The sequence below is a fragment of the Citrobacter sp. LST-B2 genome (genome assembly GCF_057983045.1).
Genome location: NZ_CP192598.1, coordinates 2245319 through 2265045 on the forward strand (window position 1 = coordinate 2245319; position 19727 = coordinate 2265045).

Annotated in this window: 18 protein-coding genes; 8 read left to right on the forward strand and 10 right to left on the reverse strand. The window is 54.4% G+C overall.

Features of this window, described 5'->3' with window-relative positions:
• Positions 1-86 precede the first annotated feature (86 nt).
• The 6 genes from btuC (at position 87) to selO (ending at position 5412) form a co-directional block, all read left to right on the forward strand.
• Positions 87-1067 carry a vitamin B12 ABC transporter permease BtuC gene (btuC, locus tag ACQ0PY_RS10765; protein ID WP_043000872.1) on the forward strand — a complete coding sequence of 327 codons (981 nt, stop codon included), beginning with the start codon at positions 87-89 and terminating at the stop codon, positions 1065-1067.
• A 63-nt stretch (positions 1068-1130) separates the two neighbouring features.
• Positions 1131-1682, forward strand: coding sequence for a glutathione peroxidase (locus tag ACQ0PY_RS10770; protein ID WP_044254791.1), 552 nt, complete (start codon positions 1131-1133; stop codon positions 1680-1682).
• On the forward strand, positions 1682-2431 hold the full coding sequence (gene btuD, locus ACQ0PY_RS10775; RefSeq protein WP_109740195.1) for a vitamin B12 ABC transporter ATP-binding protein BtuD: 750 nt from the start codon (positions 1682-1684) through the stop codon (positions 2429-2431). Before ACQ0PY_RS10770 ends, btuD begins: the two co-directional genes overlap by 1 nt.
• A gap of 77 nt (positions 2432-2508) precedes the next feature.
• Complete coding sequence (locus ACQ0PY_RS10780) at positions 2509-2973, forward strand: C40 family peptidase (RefSeq protein ID WP_043000869.1); 465 nt, start codon at positions 2509-2511, stop codon at positions 2971-2973.
• A gap of 221 nt (positions 2974-3194) precedes the next feature.
• Positions 3195-3908 carry an EAL domain-containing protein gene (locus tag ACQ0PY_RS10785; protein ID WP_044265454.1) on the forward strand — a complete coding sequence of 238 codons (714 nt, stop codon included), beginning with the start codon at positions 3195-3197 and terminating at the stop codon, positions 3906-3908.
• Between the two features lie 61 nt (positions 3909-3969).
• A complete protein-coding gene (selO, locus tag ACQ0PY_RS10790) occupies positions 3970-5412 on the forward strand; it encodes a protein adenylyltransferase SelO (protein WP_044265451.1) in 1443 nt (480 codons plus the stop codon).
• Between the two features lie 4 nt (positions 5413-5416).
• Here selO and hemP read toward each other — a convergent pair whose 3' ends face one another.
• The 3 genes from hemP to ppsR all read right to left on the reverse strand — a co-directional run bounded on the left by hemP (position 5417) and on the right by ppsR (position 7779).
• Entirely contained in the window at positions 5417-5599 is a 183-nt protein-coding gene (hemP, locus tag ACQ0PY_RS10795; protein ID WP_044254783.1) for a hemin uptake protein HemP, read from the reverse strand.
• 143 nt (positions 5600-5742) lie between these two features.
• Positions 5743-6789: a 3-deoxy-7-phosphoheptulonate synthase AroH gene (aroH, locus tag ACQ0PY_RS10800; protein WP_043000865.1), complete on the reverse strand. Its 1047-nt coding sequence runs from the start codon at positions 6787-6789 to the stop codon at positions 5743-5745.
• Positions 6790-6945: 156 nt separating this feature from the next.
• Complete coding sequence (ppsR, locus tag ACQ0PY_RS10805) at positions 6946-7779, reverse strand: posphoenolpyruvate synthetase regulatory kinase/phosphorylase PpsR (protein WP_043000864.1); 834 nt, start codon at positions 7777-7779, stop codon at positions 6946-6948.
• 333 nt (positions 7780-8112) lie between these two features.
• Here ppsR and ppsA point away from each other — a divergent pair, with 333 nt between their 5' ends.
• Positions 8113-10491 carry a phosphoenolpyruvate synthase gene (ppsA, locus tag ACQ0PY_RS10810; protein WP_043000863.1) on the forward strand — a complete coding sequence of 793 codons (2379 nt, stop codon included), beginning with the start codon at positions 8113-8115 and terminating at the stop codon, positions 10489-10491.
• A gap of 37 nt (positions 10492-10528) precedes the next feature.
• Here ppsA and fadK read toward each other — a convergent pair whose 3' ends face one another.
• The 5 genes from fadK to ACQ0PY_RS10835 form a co-directional block, all read right to left on the reverse strand.
• Positions 10529-12169: a medium-chain fatty-acid--CoA ligase gene (gene fadK, locus ACQ0PY_RS10815; RefSeq protein ID WP_109740196.1), complete on the reverse strand. Its 1641-nt coding sequence runs from the start codon at positions 12167-12169 to the stop codon at positions 10529-10531.
• A gap of 94 nt (positions 12170-12263) precedes the next feature.
• A complete protein-coding gene (locus ACQ0PY_RS10820; protein WP_043000861.1) occupies positions 12264-12557 on the reverse strand; it encodes a ferredoxin family protein in 294 nt (97 codons plus the stop codon).
• Complete coding sequence (locus ACQ0PY_RS10825) at positions 12554-13843, reverse strand: FAD-dependent oxidoreductase (protein WP_104446413.1); 1290 nt, start codon at positions 13841-13843, stop codon at positions 12554-12556. The genes ACQ0PY_RS10820 and ACQ0PY_RS10825 overlap by 4 nt, the downstream gene beginning before the upstream one ends.
• 56 nt (positions 13844-13899) lie before the next feature.
• A complete protein-coding gene (locus ACQ0PY_RS10830) occupies positions 13900-14835 on the reverse strand; it encodes an electron transfer flavoprotein subunit alpha (protein WP_044265441.1) in 936 nt (311 codons plus the stop codon).
• Between the two features lie 20 nt (positions 14836-14855).
• Complete coding sequence (locus tag ACQ0PY_RS10835; RefSeq protein ID WP_090049998.1) at positions 14856-15623, reverse strand: electron transfer flavoprotein; 768 nt, start codon at positions 15621-15623, stop codon at positions 14856-14858.
• Between the two features lie 328 nt (positions 15624-15951).
• On the opposite strand from ACQ0PY_RS10835, the gene ACQ0PY_RS10840 reads away from it, so the two are divergent.
• A complete protein-coding gene (locus ACQ0PY_RS10840; protein WP_044254771.1) occupies positions 15952-16842 on the forward strand; it encodes an AraC family transcriptional regulator in 891 nt (296 codons plus the stop codon).
• Positions 16843-16912: 70 nt separating this feature from the next.
• Here ACQ0PY_RS10840 and ACQ0PY_RS10845 read toward each other — a convergent pair whose 3' ends face one another.
• Entirely contained in the window at positions 16913-18064 is a 1152-nt protein-coding gene (locus ACQ0PY_RS10845; protein WP_042319326.1) for an acyl-CoA dehydrogenase, read from the reverse strand.
• 13 nt (positions 18065-18077) lie between these two features.
• Positions 18078-19673, reverse strand: coding sequence for an acyl CoA:acetate/3-ketoacid CoA transferase (locus tag ACQ0PY_RS10850; RefSeq protein WP_109740197.1), 1596 nt, complete (start codon positions 19671-19673; stop codon positions 18078-18080).
• Between the last annotated feature and the right edge of the window lie 54 nt (positions 19674-19727).

The window sequence follows — 19727 nt, forward strand, 5'->3', positions numbered from 1 at the left end:
AAAGGCCGCTTTTGCGGCCTTTTTTCTTTTCTGCGGGGGTATCGCACCGTAGAATCAATGACATCCTTTTCAGTTGAACGGAAATCATGCTGACTTTTGCCCGTCAACAACAGCGACAACATGTGCGCTGGATCCTGAGTCTGTCGGTACTGATGTTACTGACACTGTGGTTGAGCCTGTGCGCCGGAGAGCAGTGGATATCGCCCGCTGACTGGCTGACGCCCCGTGGCGAACTCTTTGTCTGGCAAATTCGCCTTCCGCGCGCGCTGGCGGTTCTGCTGGTGGGCGCGGCGCTGGCTTTGTCCGGCGCAGTGATGCAGGCGCTGTTTGAAAACCCGCTCGCGGAGCCGGGGTTGCTCGGCGTCTCCAACGGTGCGGGCGTGGGGCTGATCGCCGCCGTGCTGCTGGGGAAGGGTATACTGCCGCACTGGGCGCTTGGACTGTGCGCGATTGCCGGTGCGCTGGTCATCACGTTGATCCTCCTGCGTTTTGCCCGTCGTCATCTTTCGACCAGCCGCCTGCTGCTTGCCGGCGTGGCGCTGGGGATTATCTGTAGTGCGCTGATGACCTGGGCCATCTATTTTTCTACCTCATTCGATCTGCGTCAGTTGATGTACTGGATGATGGGGGGATTCGGTGGCGTTAACTGGGAGCAGTCCTGGCTGATGCTGGCCCTGATTCCGGTGCTGGTGTGGATCTGCTGCCAGTCGCAGGCGATGAACATGCTGGCGTTGGGGGAAACCTCTGCCCGACAACTGGGACTCCCCTTGTGGTTCTGGCGAAATCTGTTGGTGGTTGCCACCGGATGGATGGTCGGTGTCAGCGTGGCGCTGGCCGGGGCCATTGGTTTTATTGGCCTGGTCATCCCCCATATTTTACGCCTGTGCGGCTTAACGGACCATCGCGTGCTGTTACCTGCCTGTGCGCTGGCGGGGGCCATTGCGCTGCTGCTGGCCGATGTGGTCGCTCGCCTGGCGCTGGCCTCCGCCGAATTGCCGATTGGCGTGGTCACCGCGACGCTCGGCGCACCGGTTTTTATCTGGCTGTTACTCAAAGCCGGACGTTAGGTACGACAAGACAGTCTATGATTAGAAGCTGGTATTTGAATCACTCACGATCCTGGAGAGGCTATGCAAGACTCGATTCTGAACACGGTAGTGACAACGATTGATGGCGAAGTGACCACGCTTGAGAAATACACAGGTAATGTTCTGCTGATTGTTAACGTAGCTTCAAAATGCGGACTTACCCCACAGTATGAGCAACTGGAAAATATTCAGAAAGCGTGGGCCGACCGTGGCTTTATTGTGCTGGGCTTTCCCTGCAATCAGTTCCTTGGGCAGGAACCTGGCAGTGATGACGAGATCAAAACCTGGTGCGCGACGACCTGGGGCGTGACCTTCCCGATGTTCAGCAAGATTGAGGTAAACGGGGAGGGGCGTCATCCGCTGTACCAGAAACTGATTGAGGCGGCACCGACGGCTGTAGCCCCTGAAGAGAGTGGTTTCTATGAGCGAATGGCCAGCAAAGGGCGTGCGCCGCTCTATCCTGACGATATCCTGTGGAACTTTGAGAAGTTCCTCGTAGGCCGTGATGGCAAAGTGATACAGCGTTTCTCTCCGGATATGACGCCGGAAGATCCGATTGTGATGGAAAGCATCAAACTCGCGTTGGCTAAATAATGTCTTCAGTGATGCAGTTACAGGATGTGGCGGAATCGACCCGGTTAGGGCCTCTGTCCGGCGAGATTCGGGCAGGGGAGATCCTGCATCTTGTGGGGCCGAACGGCGCCGGAAAGAGCACGCTGCTGGCGCGGATGGCAGGGTTAACCAGTGGGGCGGGAACGATCGCTCTGTCGGGGACTGAGCTGGCGTTGTGGCCCGCCGCTAAACTTGCCCGCCATCGTGCTTATCTGGCGCAGCAGCAAAATCCGCCCTTCGCGATGCCGGTATGGCACTTCCTGACGCTACATCAGCCAGACAAAATGCGCACAGACCAGTTGATGGCGGTGGCCGAGTCGCTGGGGCTGGCGGACAAACTTGAACGCAATGCGAAGGAGCTCTCAGGTGGGGAATGGCAGCGCGTCCGTCTTGCCGCGGTGATCCTGCAAATCGCGCCAGAGACCAACCCACAGGGGCAGCTATTGCTCCTCGATGAGCCCATGAACAGCCTTGATGTCGCGCAGCAAAATGCGCTGGATCGCATTCTGCACCGCTTGTGTCAGCAGGGGATTGCCATCGTGATGAGCAGTCACGACCTGAATCATACCTTGCGCCACGCGCACCGGGCGTGGTTGCTCAAACAGGGGAAACTGCTCGCCAGCGGTCCACGTGATGAAGTGCTGACGCCAGCGCATTTAGCGCAGGCGTATGGTCTGCACTTCCGGCGTCTTGACATCGAAGGTCACAGAATGATTATATCAACCACTTAAACGAAATGGTTTCTTGAAAACCCGCGTAAATACCCGCTATAAGGGGTGAAGAATAAAAATACAGAGGATTCGCCTGAATGCGTTTCTGGTTTCTTTTTTGCACAGCACTGTTGTTGGCCGGATGTAGTAGCCACCGAGCGCCGCCGCCCAATGCCCGGCTCTCTGATTCCATTACCGTGATTGCCGGCTTAAATGATCAACTCCAGACCTGGCGCGGGACGCCCTATCGTTACGGCGGCATGAGTCGCGGTGGTGTGGATTGTTCCGGTTTTGTGCTGATGACCATGCGCGATCAGTTCTCTTTGCAGCTGCCGCGCGAAACCCGTCAACAGGCAAAACTGGGGACGGAAATCGATAAGGACGACTTGTTGCCTGGCGATCTGGTGTTTTTCAAAACCGGGTCGGGAGAGAGCGGTTTACATGTGGGTATTTATGATACTAACGGTCAGTTTATTCATGCATCAACCAGTCGTGGTGTGATGCGTTCGTCGCTGGATAATGTCTACTGGCGGAAAAACTTTTGGCAGGCGAGACGCATTTAGTCGTAGGGCGTTATTTCGATTGAGGATGTCCCTCGCTTTTATTGCCGAAAAAGAACAATGCTGGATAAGCGTTTATAATCAGGATAAGCTGAATACTAAGGAACCGGGGCTCCGGGTGAAAAGGACAACATGAACATTTTCCTTCTGGCATTAAAAAAGATGGATGACGACATCCTGTGTAATAGGTTGCCGAATCACTCCCTGTATGTGGGACTGCCGTGATGAATGTTTCACTGGATAATGTGTATCATTCTGAACTCTATTTTCAGCCCGCCAGGAATGTACAACGAAAACTTATCGGTTTAAGCGTTATCGCGAACTTTGTCAGTGAAGACGGTGACGTTCGTATCCCAACTGAACTGGTGCTTCCGCGACTTTCTCCCGAAGAACAGTGCCAGTTATTTATCGAAAAGCTGGCGCTGATCGAAACGTGCCAACATTTTTTTATTCAACATAAACTTGTCGCCTGGATTTATATAACCCCGGCAGTTGTACCGTTATTATTAACCAATAGTGAGTGCGTTTCTGCCGTTAAACGGTTTTCGTTTCTCGAACTCATGATTAATGAGAATTTTCCCGAACTGTCTGAAGGCAAAGAGAATAAAACGTTGCATGCGCTGGCTGCACGTTTTCCTCTGGTACTGGCCAATTTCGGTGCAGGGGAAAGTGCCAACAAAGCCATATTCGATGGATTATTTAAACGAATTATCCTGGACCGGAATTTTGTCCATCGTCGGGCCACTCGTCTTTCCTTCGAACCGTTCATGCGCGCCATCCTTACGCAAGTGTCGCCTTATTGCGAATCGCTGATGATCGCCGGTATCGACAGCGAAGCGATGTTGACCCGCGTGACGCCATTCGGTTTTAGCGGTATGCAGGGCGGGCTGTGGCCTGCCGTCTCGGCCAGTCAGGTCACCCAATTACTCCACGGATAACCTTTCTGTTTGCTGGTGTTTATGACGGAATTAACCGTCTACACTACAGGCAGGAGGCCCTATGACCCTGTCTTTCACAGCCCGCTGGCGCGATGAACTGCCAGCAACATTTACCGCTCTGTCGCCAACACCGCTGAATCACTCGCGACTGATTTGGCACAACGATGCGCTTGCCGAACAACTGGGCATCCCCGATTCCCTTTTTCATCCTGACAGCCCGGTGGGTGTCTGGGGCGGCGAGGCGCTGTTGCCGGGGATGTCTCCGCTGGCGCAGGTCTATAGCGGTCATCAGTTCGGCGTCTGGGCGGGTCAACTGGGTGACGGGCGCGGCATTCTGCTCGGTGAGCAGTTGCTTGCCGATGGCAGCACAATGGACTGGCACCTGAAAGGCGCGGGTTTGACGCCGTATTCACGCATGGGTGATGGTCGTGCGGTATTGCGCTCCACGATCCGTGAAAGCCTTGCCAGTGAAGCGATGCACTACCTGAGGATACCGACGACCCGGGCGCTGACGATTGTCACCAGCGAAACACCGGTTTACCGCGAAACGGTGGAGGCGGGGGCGATGCTGATGCGACTGGCGCAAAGCCATTTGCGCTTCGGTCATTTTGAGCATTTTTATTACCGTCGCGAGCCGGAAAAAGTTCAGCAACTGGCGGATTTCGCCATTCGTCATTACTGGCCGCATCTCCTGCAAGACGCCGATAAGTACATTCTCTGGTTTCGCGACGTGGTCGCGCGGACCGCGTCACTGATCGCCGACTGGCAAACCGTGGGTTTCGCGCACGGGGTGATGAACACCGATAACATGTCGATCCTCGGGCTGACGATGGACTACGGTCCGTTTGGGTTCCTGGACGACTATGAACCGGGCTTCATTTGCAACCATTCTGACCACCAGGGGCGCTACAGCTTTGACAATCAACCGGCGGTAGGTTTGTGGAATCTTCAGCGCCTTGCGCAAAGTCTGTCGCCCTTCATCACCGTTGAGGCGCTCAATGATGCCCTCGACGGGTACCAGGTGGCGCTACTGACGCGCTACGGTCAGCGGATGCGGCAGAAACTGGGGTTCATGACCGAACAAAAAGATGACAACGATCTGTTGAACGAATTGTTCAGCCTGATGGCCCGCGAGCACAGTGACTATACCCGTACTTTCCGCATGCTAAGCATGACAGAGCAGCAGAATGCCGCCTCTCCACTGCGCGACGAATTTATTGATCGCGCCGCCTTTGATGACTGGTTCACACGTTACAGAACGCGTTTGCAGCGCGATGCAGTCGATGATGCTGCGCGTCAGTCGCTAATGCTGAGCGCCAATCCTGCGGTGGTGCTGCGTAACTGGCTGGCGCAGCGGGCGATTGCGGCGGCGGAGAAAGGCGACATGAGTGAACTGCATCGCTTACATGCCATATTGCGCGAGCCTTTCCGCGATCGCGATGATGACTACAGCCAGCGTCCGCCGGACTGGGGCAAACGCCTGGAAGTCAGCTGTTCAAGCTGAAGCGCTATTTGGTCAGCAAGAGTTTACCTGCCTGCGTTTGACGCAGCAGGTATTCCTGACCGTTGTGATCGATAATCACTTTACCGTCATCACCTAACAGTTTCTGACTGCTGATCTTGCGGATGGGCGCAGGTGGGAGAGCCGCGTTTTCTCGTTCCTTAAGGCGGGGTGACTCAATGTTATCCATACGGGTATCACGATTTATTAATAATAATTAATGTAACAATGATTTTTATTATCAATAAAGTGCACGATAACAACAAGTATTAAATGTGGTAGTTTGCGAAAAGGGGGGGAGAATATGCCCACCCTGTACGGATGGGCGGACGATCAGAAGCGGCTGTCCACCGCCGAGGCCAGTTTGCTCAGCAGCAGTTCAGTGTCTTCCCAATTAAGGCAAGGATCGGTTATCGACTGACCATACACCAGCGGCTGCCCGCTGATAATTTTCTGCGTACCTTCACGCAGGAAGCTTTCCGCCATAATGCCGGCGATGGCTGTCGATCCGTTACGGATTTGCTGGCAAATATCATCACAGACATCCAGTTGACGGCGATGCTGCTTCTGGCAGTTGCCGTGGCTGAAATCGACGACCAGATGTTCTGGTAAATCAAATTCATGCAGCGTATCGCAGGCTGCAGCAATATCTTCAGCATGGTAGTTTGGCTTTTTGCCACCGCGCATAATGATATGGCCATAAGGGTTGCCGCTGGTCTGATAAATGGTCATCTGACCGGTTTTATCGGGGGAGAGGAACATATGGCTGGCGCGGGAAGCGCGGATCGCGTCAACGGCGATACGGGTATTTCCGTCGGTCCCGTTTTTAAAGCCGACCGGGCAGGAGAGCGCCGAGGCCATTTCGCGGTGGATCTGGCTTTCGGTGGTCCGCGCGCCAATGGCGCCCCAACTGATCAAGTCGGCAATAAATTGACCGGTCACCATATCGAGAAATTCCGTCGCGGTTGGTATGCCCAGTTCATTGACCTGCAACAGCAGTTTACGCGCCAGTTCAATGCCGTGATTCACGCGATAGCTGCCGTTGAGATCCGGGTCGGAAATGAGTCCCTTCCAGCCGACAACGGTACGTGGTTTTTCAAAATAGGTGCGCATGACGATTTCCAGGCGCGCCTGATGCTGCGTGCGCAGCGCCTGTAAACGCGTGGCATACTCCAGTGCGGCATCGAGATCGTGAATGGAGCACGGACCTACAATAACCAGCAAGCGGCGGTCTTCACCATTCAATATTCTTTCTATCCGGCGTCGGGAGTCGGTGACGTGGCTGGCGACGGCGGGCGACACAGGATGCCGTTGCGCAAGTTCAGCGGGCGTGACCAGACTGTCTATACGCGCGGTACGCAGTTCATCGGTTCTGTTCATGACAATTCTCAGAAATTTGTGGCTTCTACGGCAGAGGTACCGGGAAGTGATGGGCACAACCTTAAACCAATCCCTGCTGATTTCAAGTGCGAGGTGCGTCACACCTCGCGGCAGAACGGTATGATAACAAAAAAACAGAACTCGTGAACTAGTTTATTAGTACATGCGTCGACTTAATCCCATGATATCGAGGATTTTGGTGGCAATCTCTTCAACTGAATAGTTAGTACTGTTCAACCACGGGATCTGGTTCTTACGGTAGAGCGCCTCGACTTCGGCCACTTCCATACGGCACTGACGCAGGGAGGCATAGCGACTGTTTTCCCGGCGTTCTTCGCGGATGGCGGCCAGTCGTTCAGGGTCAATCGTCAGACCAAACAGCTTATGTTGCAGGGGTTTTAATGATGCAGGCAGAACCAGATTGTCCATGTCGTCGGCAATAAAAGGATAGTTTGCCGCGCGGATGCCAAACTGCATTGCCAGGTAGAGGCTGGTGGGCGTTTTGCCGCAGCGCGAGACGCCTAACAAAATCACCTGCGCCTGGTCGAGGTTGCGCAACGAAATGCCGTCATCGTGGGCAAGGGTATAATCAATGGCGGCGATTCGCGCATCGTACTTGTTCAGGTTACCCGGATTCAGCCCGTGCGTCCGGTGAGCAATCGGCGTGGGGTAGAGTTTCATCTCGTGCTGTAGCGGGGTGATCAGCGCCTGCACGATATCCTGACAGAAGCCTTCGCTTTGCAGAATGATGGAACGGATCTCCGGTAATACAATCGAATAGAACACCAAAGGGCGCACGCCGGTTTGTTGATAAATGGCGTCGATTTGGTCTTTAACGGCGCGGGCGCGGTTCTCATTTTCAACAAACGGCAGCGTAATACTGCTGATAGTGACGGGGAACTGTGACATCACCGCATGGCCCAACACTTCAGCGGTAATTGCCGTTCCATCGGAAATATAAAACACGTGACGATCTACAGCATTATCCATTTTCACACCCTGAAAGTCAGTCATAATTCTCTGAAAGCATAAATTAAAATTACTCTGAAGCGTAGAAAATAACGCTTATTTTGAAAATGAAATGGTATTTTTATATTTTATGAAAAGTGCATTTCATTTTATGGAACAGATGTTTATACCGACACATTTTGTGGGGATCGCCCGCCATTCGCGGGTTTGCGCAAATGGGTAAACTGTCCGAAAAAATAAAAAATATATTTGCTTGAACGATTCACCGTTTTTTTAAGCGGGTTAAATATGCAAAGATAAATACGTAATTAAGCGTTTCCTAAACTCGTTCATTTATCACAAAAGGATTGTTCGATGTCCAACAATGGCTCGTCACCGCTGGTGCTTTGGTATAACCAACTCGGCATGAATGATGTAGACAGAGTTGGGGGCAAAAATGCCTCCCTGGGTGAAATGATTACTAACCTTTCCGGTATGGGTGTATCGGTACCGAATGGTTTTGCCACAACCGCCGATGCGTTTAACCAGTTTCTGGACCAGAGCGGTGTAAACCAGCGCATCTATGAACTGCTGGATCAAACGGATATTGACGATGTTAACGCGTTAGCGAAGGCCGGCGCGCAGATCCGCCAGTGGATTATCGACACTCCTTTCCAGCCTGAGCTGGAAAATGCTATCCGCGATGCCTACGCACAACTCTCCGCGGACGATCAACATGCTTCTTTCGCCGTGCGTTCATCTGCCACTGCGGAAGATATGCCGGATGCCTCTTTTGCCGGGCAGCAGGAAACCTTCCTCAACGTCCAGGGCTTTGACGCCGTACTGGTCGCCGTGAAGCACGTGTTTGCCTCGCTGTTTAACGACCGCGCAATATCCTATCGCGTTCACCAGGGCTATGACCACCGTGGCGTGGCGCTCTCTGCGGGTGTCCAGCGGATGGTGCGTTCCGATCTGGCGTCGTCCGGCGTGATGTTCTCCATCGATACTGAATCTGGCTTTGACCAGGTGGTGTTTATCACCTCCGCGTGGGGGCTGGGCGAGATGGTAGTACAGGGCGCGGTAAACCCGGATGAGTTCTATGTCCACAAACCGACGCTGGCGGCCAATCGCCCGTCTATTGTGCGCCGCACGATGGGCTCGAAAAAAATCCGCATGGTCTATGCGCCGACCCAGGAACATGGCAAACAGGTCACCATTGAAGATGTGCCGCAGGAAAGCCGTGACATTTTCTCCCTCACCAACGACGAAGTGCAGGAACTGGCGAAGCAGGCGGTACAGATTGAAAAACACTACGGTCGTCCGATGGACATCGAGTGGGCGAAAGATGGTCATACCGGCAAACTGTTCATCGTCCAGGCTCGTCCGGAAACCGTGCGTTCTCGCGGCCAGGTGATGGAGCGTTACACGCTGCACGCGCAGGGCAAAATCATTGCGGAAGGCCGTGCTATCGGTCACCGCATCGGGGCAGGCCCGGTAAAAGTCATTCACGACATCAGCGAGATGAACCGCATTGAGCCTGGCGACGTGCTGGTCACCGACATGACCGACCCGGACTGGGAACCGATCATGAAAAAAGCGGCGGCGATTGTCACTAACCGTGGCGGTCGTACCTGTCACGCGGCCATTATCGCGCGTGAACTGGGGATCCCGGCGGTGGTAGGCTGCGGCGATGCCACTGAGCGCATGAAGGATGACGAGAAGGTCACCGTTTCCTGCGCAGAAGGCGATACAGGCTACGTGTACGCCGACATGCTCGACTTCAGCGTTAAGAGCTCCAGCGTCGATACGATGCCGGATCTGCCGCTGAAGGTGATGATGAATGTCGGTAACCCGGATCGGGCGTTTGACTTCGCCTGTCTGCCAAACGAAGGCGTTGGCCTGGCGCGTCTGGAATTTATCATCAACCGTATGATTGGCGTCCACCCGCGTGCGCTGCTGGAGTTTGACGATCAAGATGCCAAACTGCAAAACGAAATCCGCGAGATGATGAAAGGCTTTGATTCTCCGCGTGAATTTTACGTAGGTCGCCTTACGGAAGGGATCGCCACCCTCGGCGCGGCGTTCTGGCCGAAACGCGTGATTGTGCGTTTGTCCGACTTTAAGTCGAACGAGTACGCAAACCTGGTGGGTGGTGAACGCTACGAGCCAGAGGAAGAGAACCCGATGCTGGGCTTCCGTGGCGCGGGTCGCTATGTGTCGGACAGCTTCCGTGATTGCTTTGCGCTGGAATGCGACGCGGTGAAACGCGTGCGTAATGAGATGGGACTGACTAACGTCGAAATCATGATCCCGTTCGTCCGTACCGTTGAGCAGGCAAAAGCGGTCGTGGAAGAGCTGGCGCGTCAGGGGCTGAAACGCGGCGAAAATGGTCTGAAGATCATCATGATGTGTGAGATTCCGTCCAACGCCCTGCTGGCTGAACAGTTCCTGCAATACTTTGACGGCTTCTCGATCGGTTCTAACGACATGACACAGCTGGCGCTGGGCCTGGATCGTGACTCCGGTGTGGTATCTGAGCTGTTTGATGAGCGTAACGACGCGGTGAAAGCGCTGCTGTCGATGGCGATTCGCGCCGCGAAGAAACAGGGTAAATACGTCGGGATTTGCGGTCAGGGTCCGTCTGACCACGAAGACTTTGCCGCCTGGCTGATGGAAGAGGGGATCGACAGCCTGTCGCTGAACCCGGATACCGTTGTCCAGACCTGGCTGAGCCTGGCGGAATTGAAGAAGTAAGGTACTGCCGGATGGCGATGCGCCGCCATCCGGCAATTTATGCCTCACGGCATTCCGACGCTAATCGCTGAATAATATCCTGGCGTAACAGGAACTTTTGGATCTTCCCGGATGCCGTTCTGGGTAACTTTTCGACCACCACAATGTGCTCTGGATACTTATATTTCGCTACCCGTTTACGGCTAAAGAAGGCAACCACTTCTTCCAGCGACAGTGAATGATGCGGCGCTTTCAGCACGATGTAGGCACAGGAACGCTCGCCTAAACGTTCGTCCGGCATAGCAACCACACAGGCATCGTGAATGCGGGGGTGCTGCAACAGAATATCTTCCACTTCGCGACTGCTGATGTTTTCTCCGCCCCGAACGATAATATCTTTCTTGCGCCCGGTTATCTGAATGTAGCCCGCCTCGTCTATCCGACAGAGATCGCCACTGTAGTACCAGCCCTCGCTATCCAGCGCCCGGGCGGTTAACTCAGGCTCGTCAAGATAGCCCATAAAGACGTTCGGTCCGCGCGATGCCTCTTCCCCTTCAACGCCCGGAGGCACGGGATTACGCGCCTCATCAACAATTCTGATCTCCACGCCTGCCGCCGCGTAGCCATCGGTATTCATCATACGGGAAGGGGGGTCGTCGAGATTCACTACCGCATGCGGCGAGCTTTCCGTCGAACCATAAACGCTGAGCAGTTTAATGCCGCGCTGCTGGCAGTCGCGAGCAATGCGCTGCGGAATGGTCGTTCCTCCGCACAAAAAGAAACGCAGCGAAGAGAGATCGGCAGGCTGCCGTTCCACAGTACAGAGCAGGTCGTACACAAACGGCGTCGCCCCTAAGACGCAGGTACAGCGCTGTTGCTCCAGAAGCGCAAGGCAGGCCGTTGGGGTAAAAATATCCAGTAGCACGCTGCGCGCGCCGATCAGAAACGGTGCCGTCACGCCGTGTAAAAAACCGGTGGCGTGTCCCAGCGGCGCTGGCATCAGAAAGACGTCCAGCCAGGTCAGATTCAGACGCGCGCAGTAGGCCCGCTCGCTGGCGAGAATATTGTTGTGGCTGAGCATGACGCCTTTTGGCAGTCCCTCGGTGCCAGAGGTAAACAGCACGGCGGCCAGCTCGTCGCCGTGAACCTGAATGTGACGGGCAAGTGGCGCGTTGTCCGCAACGATCTGGCTGAGGGCGAGCGAGGTTGTCGCCGGTGCCAGTTTATCGACGCCGATAACGTGTTGCAGATGTGGCAACTGGTTTTGCAGGGGCAAGATCAAATCGACCGGGCGCGTCTGTTTAAACACGGTTGGGGCGAAAAACAGTTTTGCCTGGCACTTGTTCAGCACCCACACCAGCTCGGCTTCGCGCCAGGCGGGCAGCAGGGGAACGGATACGGCGCCGGTTTTCAGACAGGCGAGATAGATAACGGTAAATTCGCACCAGCCGGGAAGCTGAAAAGCGACGCGGTCGCCGGGCTGAATGCCGTTCGCCAACATCCAGCTCGCCAGACAGCTTGCCGCGTGGTCGAGGGCGGCGTAAGTGAATTCCGTACCGTGGTTATCCACGACGGCGATTTTGTCTGGCACGCTGCGTGCGGTATGTTGCCAGTAGTCTCCCAGCGAGGCATCGCCCCAAAAGCCAAGCTTGCGGTATGCGTCCCGCCGCCCGGCGTCAAACGTTAATGTGACACTCATCGGAGGTTCCCGGTCTATCAAGGGGGTAGTAGGGGATTGCAGGCCGGATAAGACGCCTGGCGTCACTCTCCGGCATTTGTGCCCATCCGTCGTTTCAGCCGTAGCGGAAATCCACGCCAAACGTGCCTGCGGGGTACTCCCATTTTTCGAGGATCGTCTCACCACACAGCACCCGGCAGGTTCCACACTCCAGACAGCCCGCGGAATCAAAGTGAATCGTACCTGCCTCATCCTGCTTATAGAGTCCGGCAGGGCAGGCATTCAGCAATTTTTGAAACTCTTTGCTGTCCGGGTTCGCCGCCAGAATGATGTGCGGATGGCCCTCATCAACATGGAATTTATTGACGCCCAGTTTGACGTCGACGTTAACGCGATTTTCCTGGCTCATAGCGCCGTGACTCCCTTAATGCCATCTTTGAGCAGATTCATCAGCCCGATCTGTTTTGCATGTGACAGGATCATTTTGCGCATCGGCTGATTCGGGCTGCCATCAATGGTGAATATGTCATTCATGATGTCCGCCACCATTCGCGGGTACTGGGTGAACAGGCGCGGATTCTCCATCAGCGCCGGGATCTTACGGAAATGCTGCATATCACGCATAACGCACCCTTTCTCCAGCTCGTGTTTGTATTGCGCAAGCGTGCGAGCAGAGAAGTCCTTGCGCTCTTTGGCCCCAATCGCGGCGTGTGCCGCCGCTTCGGCAGAGGCGATGGCTAAATCCATTCCGCGTACCGTAAAACCGAGGTTCAGACAAAAGCCCGCAGCGTCACCGACAATCATCACACCGTCGCCTACCAGCTCCGGCACCATCGCCAGTCCGCCTTCTGGCACCATATGTGCCGAGTACTCCAGCAATTTGCCGCCCTGAATCAACGGACGAACGGCAGGGTGCTGTTTAAAATCTTCCAGCATCTGCGGTACGCTTTTCTGCGCATGGGGCATGTCGCCCAGCCCGCATACCAGCCCGAGGGAGACGGAATCGCGATTGGTATAAAGGAACCCGCCGCCCATCAGGCCGTTTGACGGTGATCCTGCGAATAACCACGCCGCGCCTTCATTTCCGGACAGATTAAAACGGTCGTTGATTTGTTCCGGGGAGAGGCCAATCAACTCTTTCACACCGACAGCGTAATGGTGCGCCGATGAGGCAGGTACCATGCCCAGCGAACGGCCCAACATTGAATTGACGCCATCAGCGAGGATCACCACGTTGGCTTCGAGAATATCGTCGCCAGCCTGTACGCCTGTGACCTGGTTGCCTTCACGAATCAGCGCATCCACGCGCACGCCAGGGATAAATTGTGCGCCAGCCGCTTCGGCTTGCTCCATCAGCCACGGGTCGAGACGGTTGCGCAACACGCTGTACGATGCCTGAGTCGGTACATCCGGCTGTTCGCGATGGTAATCCAGCGTGATCGCGCTTTCTTCCGTCATAAACGAGATTTTCTCGCGGGTGACTTTGCGTTCAACGGGCGCCTTCTCGCCAAATCCGGGCATAATCCGCTCAATCACATGGGCGTAGAGACGCCCCCCGGTCATATTTTTACTGCCCGCGCTGTTACCGCGCTCGATGACCAGAACATCGAGTCCGGCTTTTGCCATGATGTACGCCGCCACCGTGCCCGCTACGCCAGCACCGACGACGATGGCATCAAATTTTTCATCCGACATGCTTAAAGCTCCCTTCCCGCCGTTTGCACAGCGGGAGATGTGGGTCAAGGTGAGAATTAGCGCAACTGCGCGATCAGGGCAGGGACCACTTTGTAGATATCGCCCACCAGTCCGTAATCGGCATAGTTAAAGATTGGCGCGTTTTTATCTTTGTTCACGGCGACAATCACTTTCGCGCCATTGCCGCCCACCATATGCTGGATCTGTCCGGAAATACCCAGCGTCAGATACAGTTCGGACTTCAGCAGTACGCCGGAAACGCCGATGTAACGCTCGCGCTCCATCCAGTTTTCCCCTTCGGCGATAGGGCGTGAACAGCCCACTTCCGCGCCGAGTACGGTGGCCAGTTCGCGCACCATGTTCAGGTCGTCTTGTGCCGCCAGGCCGCGACCGACGCCTACCACGCGTTTTGCTTTGCTTAAATCAACGCTGCTGAGCGATTTGGCGCGACGTTCCTGACACAAGATCTCCTGGCGCGGGGCCACCCACTCGGCGGTAACCACCGGGCAGTCATGCGTGGGATCCGCCTCAATCGGCTCCAGTACACCAGGGGCGAGAGTGATAATGGCCAGCGGGCTGTTCAGTTTTTCTTTGCCAAACGCCAGGCCGCCATACATACGATGCTCGGCAAACAGCGCGTTCTCTTCAACGCTCACTGCCGTTGCATCGTTAACCATGGCCGCATCCAGTTGAATACTCAGACGCGCGCCCAGCGCTTTGCCGCGCTTGGTTGCTGCCATCAGCAGCAGACCGTCGCCTTTTTCCCGGATTTGCGCGGCCAGCGTTTCAGCGTAATTTTCGATTCGCTGCAGGTCGGAGGGTTTATCCAGTACGATGATGCCGTCAGCACCGAGCGGCTTAACCTGCGCCGCCTGCTCAGAACCCTGAACAATGGCATAGACCTGTTGACCCCACTGACGTGCGCCAGCCATCAGCTCTGCGTAGCGTTCAACGTTATCGCTAAATACCCAGACGTGGGTTAATTGACTCATGATTGTGTTCTCCGTTGGGCTCAGTTCAGGGCTTTTTTCAGGTGTTCAGCCAGTTCGGCGATGGCTTCCGGCGAATCGTTATCCAGAATGATGTGCTTACGCGCCGTTTGTGGTGGTACAGTAATGGCAACCAGTTCTGCTCGCAGCTCGCCCTGACTCCAGCCGATGTCGCTTGCCTGCCATGTGTGTACGGGCTTTTTCCCGGCGCCAAGAATGGCTTTCATTGAGGGGATGCGTGGCACGTTAATATCCGATGTCACGCAGATAACGGCCGGAAGTGTCAGTTCTATCACCTCAACGTCCTCTTCCAGCGTACGTTCTACAAGCAGCTTATCGCCCTGACGCTGGAGGCTGCTGACGGCGTTAAGGGTTGGCAGTTGCAGGATCTCACCGACCAGTAGACCAACCTGTTGTGCATAAAGGTCCCCAGACCCTTCACCAAACAGGAGCAGATCGAATCCGATTTTTTCCACTGTGGCGGCAATGGCCTGCGCCGTGTCTTTTGGCAGCGCGTGTTCCAGCTGTGCATCCTGCATCAGATACAGTGCATGTGGCCCGCGGGAGAGCACATCCTTACGCACTTTAGAGTTTTGCAATAATAAGCCGCCCACCGTCAGTGCCGCGATCTCATCCTCTGCCTCGGTGGCCAACTGCGTTGCGGCCTCAATGGCGTTGAGATCGAACTGACTGATTTTGGCGTCCGCATTGTCAAAGCTCAGCGCTTGCTCGGGCGTAACAACAATGTCCTGTTCTTCAGGCACCAGCTTAAAGCAGGTTATTATTTTCATGGCATCTCCTGTGAGTCGCATACCGACAGTGACAATCAGGCCACCCCGGCGGAAAGTGAAAATTGACTGGAAATAGTGTGCGACAGACGGCGGCTTTTTATCGACGGAGCAATCTGTTTTCGTTACCAGGTATCTTGCAAAAAAAGTGGGATCGCTCGTACAAAAGAAATGAGTAGAAAATCATTTGAGAAAATTAAACGTATTATCTTGCAGGTGAGGGAAATAATCTTGTTTTGCCCTTACTAAATACAGTTGTATAACCGCCATACTCGCTTTATTTTATCCTCATTATATTGTTCAGGATAAATTTCTGCTTGTGGAGGTTGTCATGTATCAACGCTGCTTTGATAATGCCATGGAAAGCCTTTTTGACCAGGGCAAAACCCCGCGATTTTCCCGATTTGTCATTAGTGATGATCCCCGTTGGGAGTCCGGTCATCATGTTCATGACAATGAGACCGAGCTGATTTATGTCAAAAAAGGCATCGTCAGATTAACGATCGACTCTTCCCTTTATGTGGCTCACGAAGATGATATTGTCGTGGTGGAGCGGGGGCGGTTACACGCCGTGACATCGGATGTGAACGCGCCAGCCACCACCTACACCTGTGCGCTGTATGGCTTTCGCTTTCAGGGCTGGGAGGAAAACCAACTGCTACAATCGCATTCCTGTCCGGTGGTTGCCGTCGGCCAGGGAAAAGAAGTGATCAAAAGTATTTTTAATGAGCTCGGGGTGATGCTGCCGCAAAGTAAAAATGGCCTGACGTCGTCCGTCTGCGATGCTTTTGCCTATGCGTTGACGGTGCTCTTCTTTGAGAACTTTAAAAATGCATATCGTTCGGAACAAGGACATATTAAAAAAGATGTTCTGATTAAAGATATTCTGGTCTATCTCAATAATAATTATCGGGAGAAAATTACGCTTGAGCAGTTATCAAAAAAATTTCGTGCCAGCGTCAGCTATATTTGTCACGAATTCACCCGCGAGTACCATATTTCACCGATTAATTATGTGATTCAGCGGCGGATGACCGAAGCGAAATTTGCCTTAACCAATACTGATTATTCACAGGCCGAAATTTCCTGGCGCGTCGGGTATGAAAATGTCGACCACTTCGCGAAGCTTTTTTTGCGCCACGTCGGCTGTTCGCCAGGCGATTATCGTAAACAGTTTAAAAACAGCCTGACAGAGCAGGCCTGCCTGTTGTCCGACGTCTGAGTATATGTGTCATCATCGGTAAGCGTTTGAATGGCCGGATACGATGCAAGTACCGTATCCGGCCTGTCGATTACTTGTTCTGATAATCCTTCAGGATCTGCCGACCTGCGACATAAATCATGATCTCATCCGTCCCGCCGCCAATCCGTTCACAACGGACATCGCGCCAGAATCGGGAGACACGCGCTTCGTCGGTATAACCCAGCCCGCCCATAATCTGAATTGCATCGTCAATCACTTCCATCGCGGTGCGGGCACAATACAGTTTCGCCAGCGCGGCGCTGGTACGCAGTGACTGCTCCTGATCGGCCTGCCATGCCACCTTCAGCACCATATTGCGCATGTTGTCGACTTTGATTGCCATCAGCGCCAGCTTTTCCTGGATCATCTGGTTGTGTCCAATCGGTTTGCCAAACGCAATGCGCTGGTTGGCATAACGTGCGGCATCCTCAAAGGCGCATTCGGCGAAGCCGGTACTGCGCGCAGCGTTGATCAGACGTTCCATCTCAAAGTTATACATCACGTTGAGAAAGCCCATGCCTTCTTCGCCCACCATGTCGCTTTCATCCACCTCAACGTTGTCGAGATAGACTTCGCAGGTGCTGAGCATATGCCAGCCGATTTTGTGCAGCGGATTGATTTTGATCCCAGGCTTGTTGGACTCCACCCACCAGAGGGTAAAGGCTTTCTTCGGATCTTTTGGCTCGGGATCGCGCGCCAGCACCAGCATGTATGGGTACTCTTTGGCGCCGGTAATAAACGTCTTCTGGCCGTTCAGGTATACCTTGCCGTCTTTGCGCGTGTAGCTGGTGGTGGCGCTGTTGTTGTCAGAACCCGCACCTGGCTCGGTTAACGCCAGGGCATAGGCCGGATCGCCGGTCTCCAGCGTGCTTTCCGCCGTTTTCCGCAGTTGTTCTGGCGAGCCGAAACGGCGCATGCTGTGAATACACTGCCCGTTGGTGATCAGAAAGGCCGGGGCGCCGCATTTTGACACTTCCATCAGGGCCAGCATTTGGGTGACATAGTCTGCCGGAATACCGCCGAACTCTTCCGGTACGCCCAGCATGGAAATCCCGTTATCCGCCAGCGCACGCATAAACTCTCTGGGGTAGGTCGCCGTCTGGTCGCAGGTGCGGAAATACTCTTCCGGAAAATTGCTGGTGATCAGTTCCCGGATACTAGCAAGCAGCAGCTCTTGCTCTTCGGTTAAAGAAAAGTCCATCATCATACTCCTTTTAATTCGCCGCTTCCGGCAGTTCAAAACCCATGGTGGCGTCGATAAATAATCTTTCATCCATCAGTTTCAGGTCTGGTGAAATAACCGGTGCGAAATCCATTTTCGCCAGAATATCGCGCTCCAGATCCACTCCAGGGGCAATTTCAATAAGATGCAGACCGTCCTCTTTTAGCGTAAATACCGCGCGTTCGGTGATGTAGCGCACGTCCAGACCGCGCTCGAGGGCGATTTTTCCGCTAAAGGTGATTTCCGGCAGTTCGCTGATGAATTTATTCACCCGGCCTTCCTGGACGATGGTTAATTTACCGTCGGCCACTTCTGTTTTCAGACTGCCAGCGGTTAGCGTGCCGCAGAAAACAATTTTCTTTGAGGTCGCGCTGATATCGATAAAGCCGCCAGTTCCCATGATTTTGCCGTTAAATTTGTGCACCCCGACGTTGCCGTGGCGGTCAACTTCCGCAAAGCTCAGATAGCAGACGTCCAGCCCACCGCCATGGTAGAAGTCAAACTGTGAGGTCATATCAAGAATGGCGCGAGTGTTGACGTTTGCGCCAAAAGCGACACCCTGGGAGGTGATCCCACCCACGGGGCCGGTTTCAACGGTCAGTACAAAGTCATCTGCACAGCCTTCCTCACGGGCCACCAGTCCAATGCCATCCGCGATGCCGACGCCAACATTACCGACCGCACCTTTACGCATTTCAAACAAGGCGCGACGGGCAACCAGTTTGCGTTGGTTGAGGGGCAGGGAGAGCTGGGTGCTGTCGTCGAGGGTGAAATCGCCCGAGATAAATCGGTTCACCGGCGCGCCGCCGTACAGTTGCGTCTGGTCTGGGTCGACCACCACGATATCCACCAGATAGCCGGGGATACGTACGGATTTAGGATGCAGCGTGGCTTTCTTGACCATTTTCTGCACCTGCATCATCACGATGCCACCGTGGTTGTGCACCGCCTGAGCCAGCACCAGCGCGTCGAGGTACATCACCTCATCTTCAAACGAGGCATAGCCTTCGCTGTCGCAGGTGGTGGCGCGGATAAACGCGACGTTAGGCGCAATCGCTTTGTAGTAGAGATATTCTTTGTTATCAATCTCCACCAGCTTGATAAGGTCTTCTTTGGTGACCTCATTGAGCTTGCCCCCCTGTTGGCGCGGGTCGACGAAGGTGCCAATCCCGATATCGCTGAGGATCCCCGGCTGGTGGGCGGCAGACGCACGCAGAGCCTGAGTCAGCACCCCTTGTGGATAGTTATAGGCGACAATCTTATTTTGTTCCGCTAAATCCGAAATACGCGGCGACTGCCCCCAGTGCCCACACAGAGCCCATTTCACCAGGCCTTCCTGAGCCAGCGGGCTGATTCCGCGATCGGCGCGATCGCCCAGACCCGTCGGACTGATAATCGATAAATTCCGTGGCGTTTGCGTTTGCTTATATTTATCGGCTAAAGCGGTAATTAAGGTGGTGGCTTCCAGAATACCGCCGCCTGCGCCTAATATACACAGTACATCTTCATCTTTAATATAATTTACCGCGTCCTGGGCCGAGAGCACAGGCACGCGACCATTAACGCGTGGTGGTCTTTCAGGTTTCATATAAACTCCTGGATACCCGGCAGAAGCCCTACGCCGCTGTGTTCAGGCGCAGGC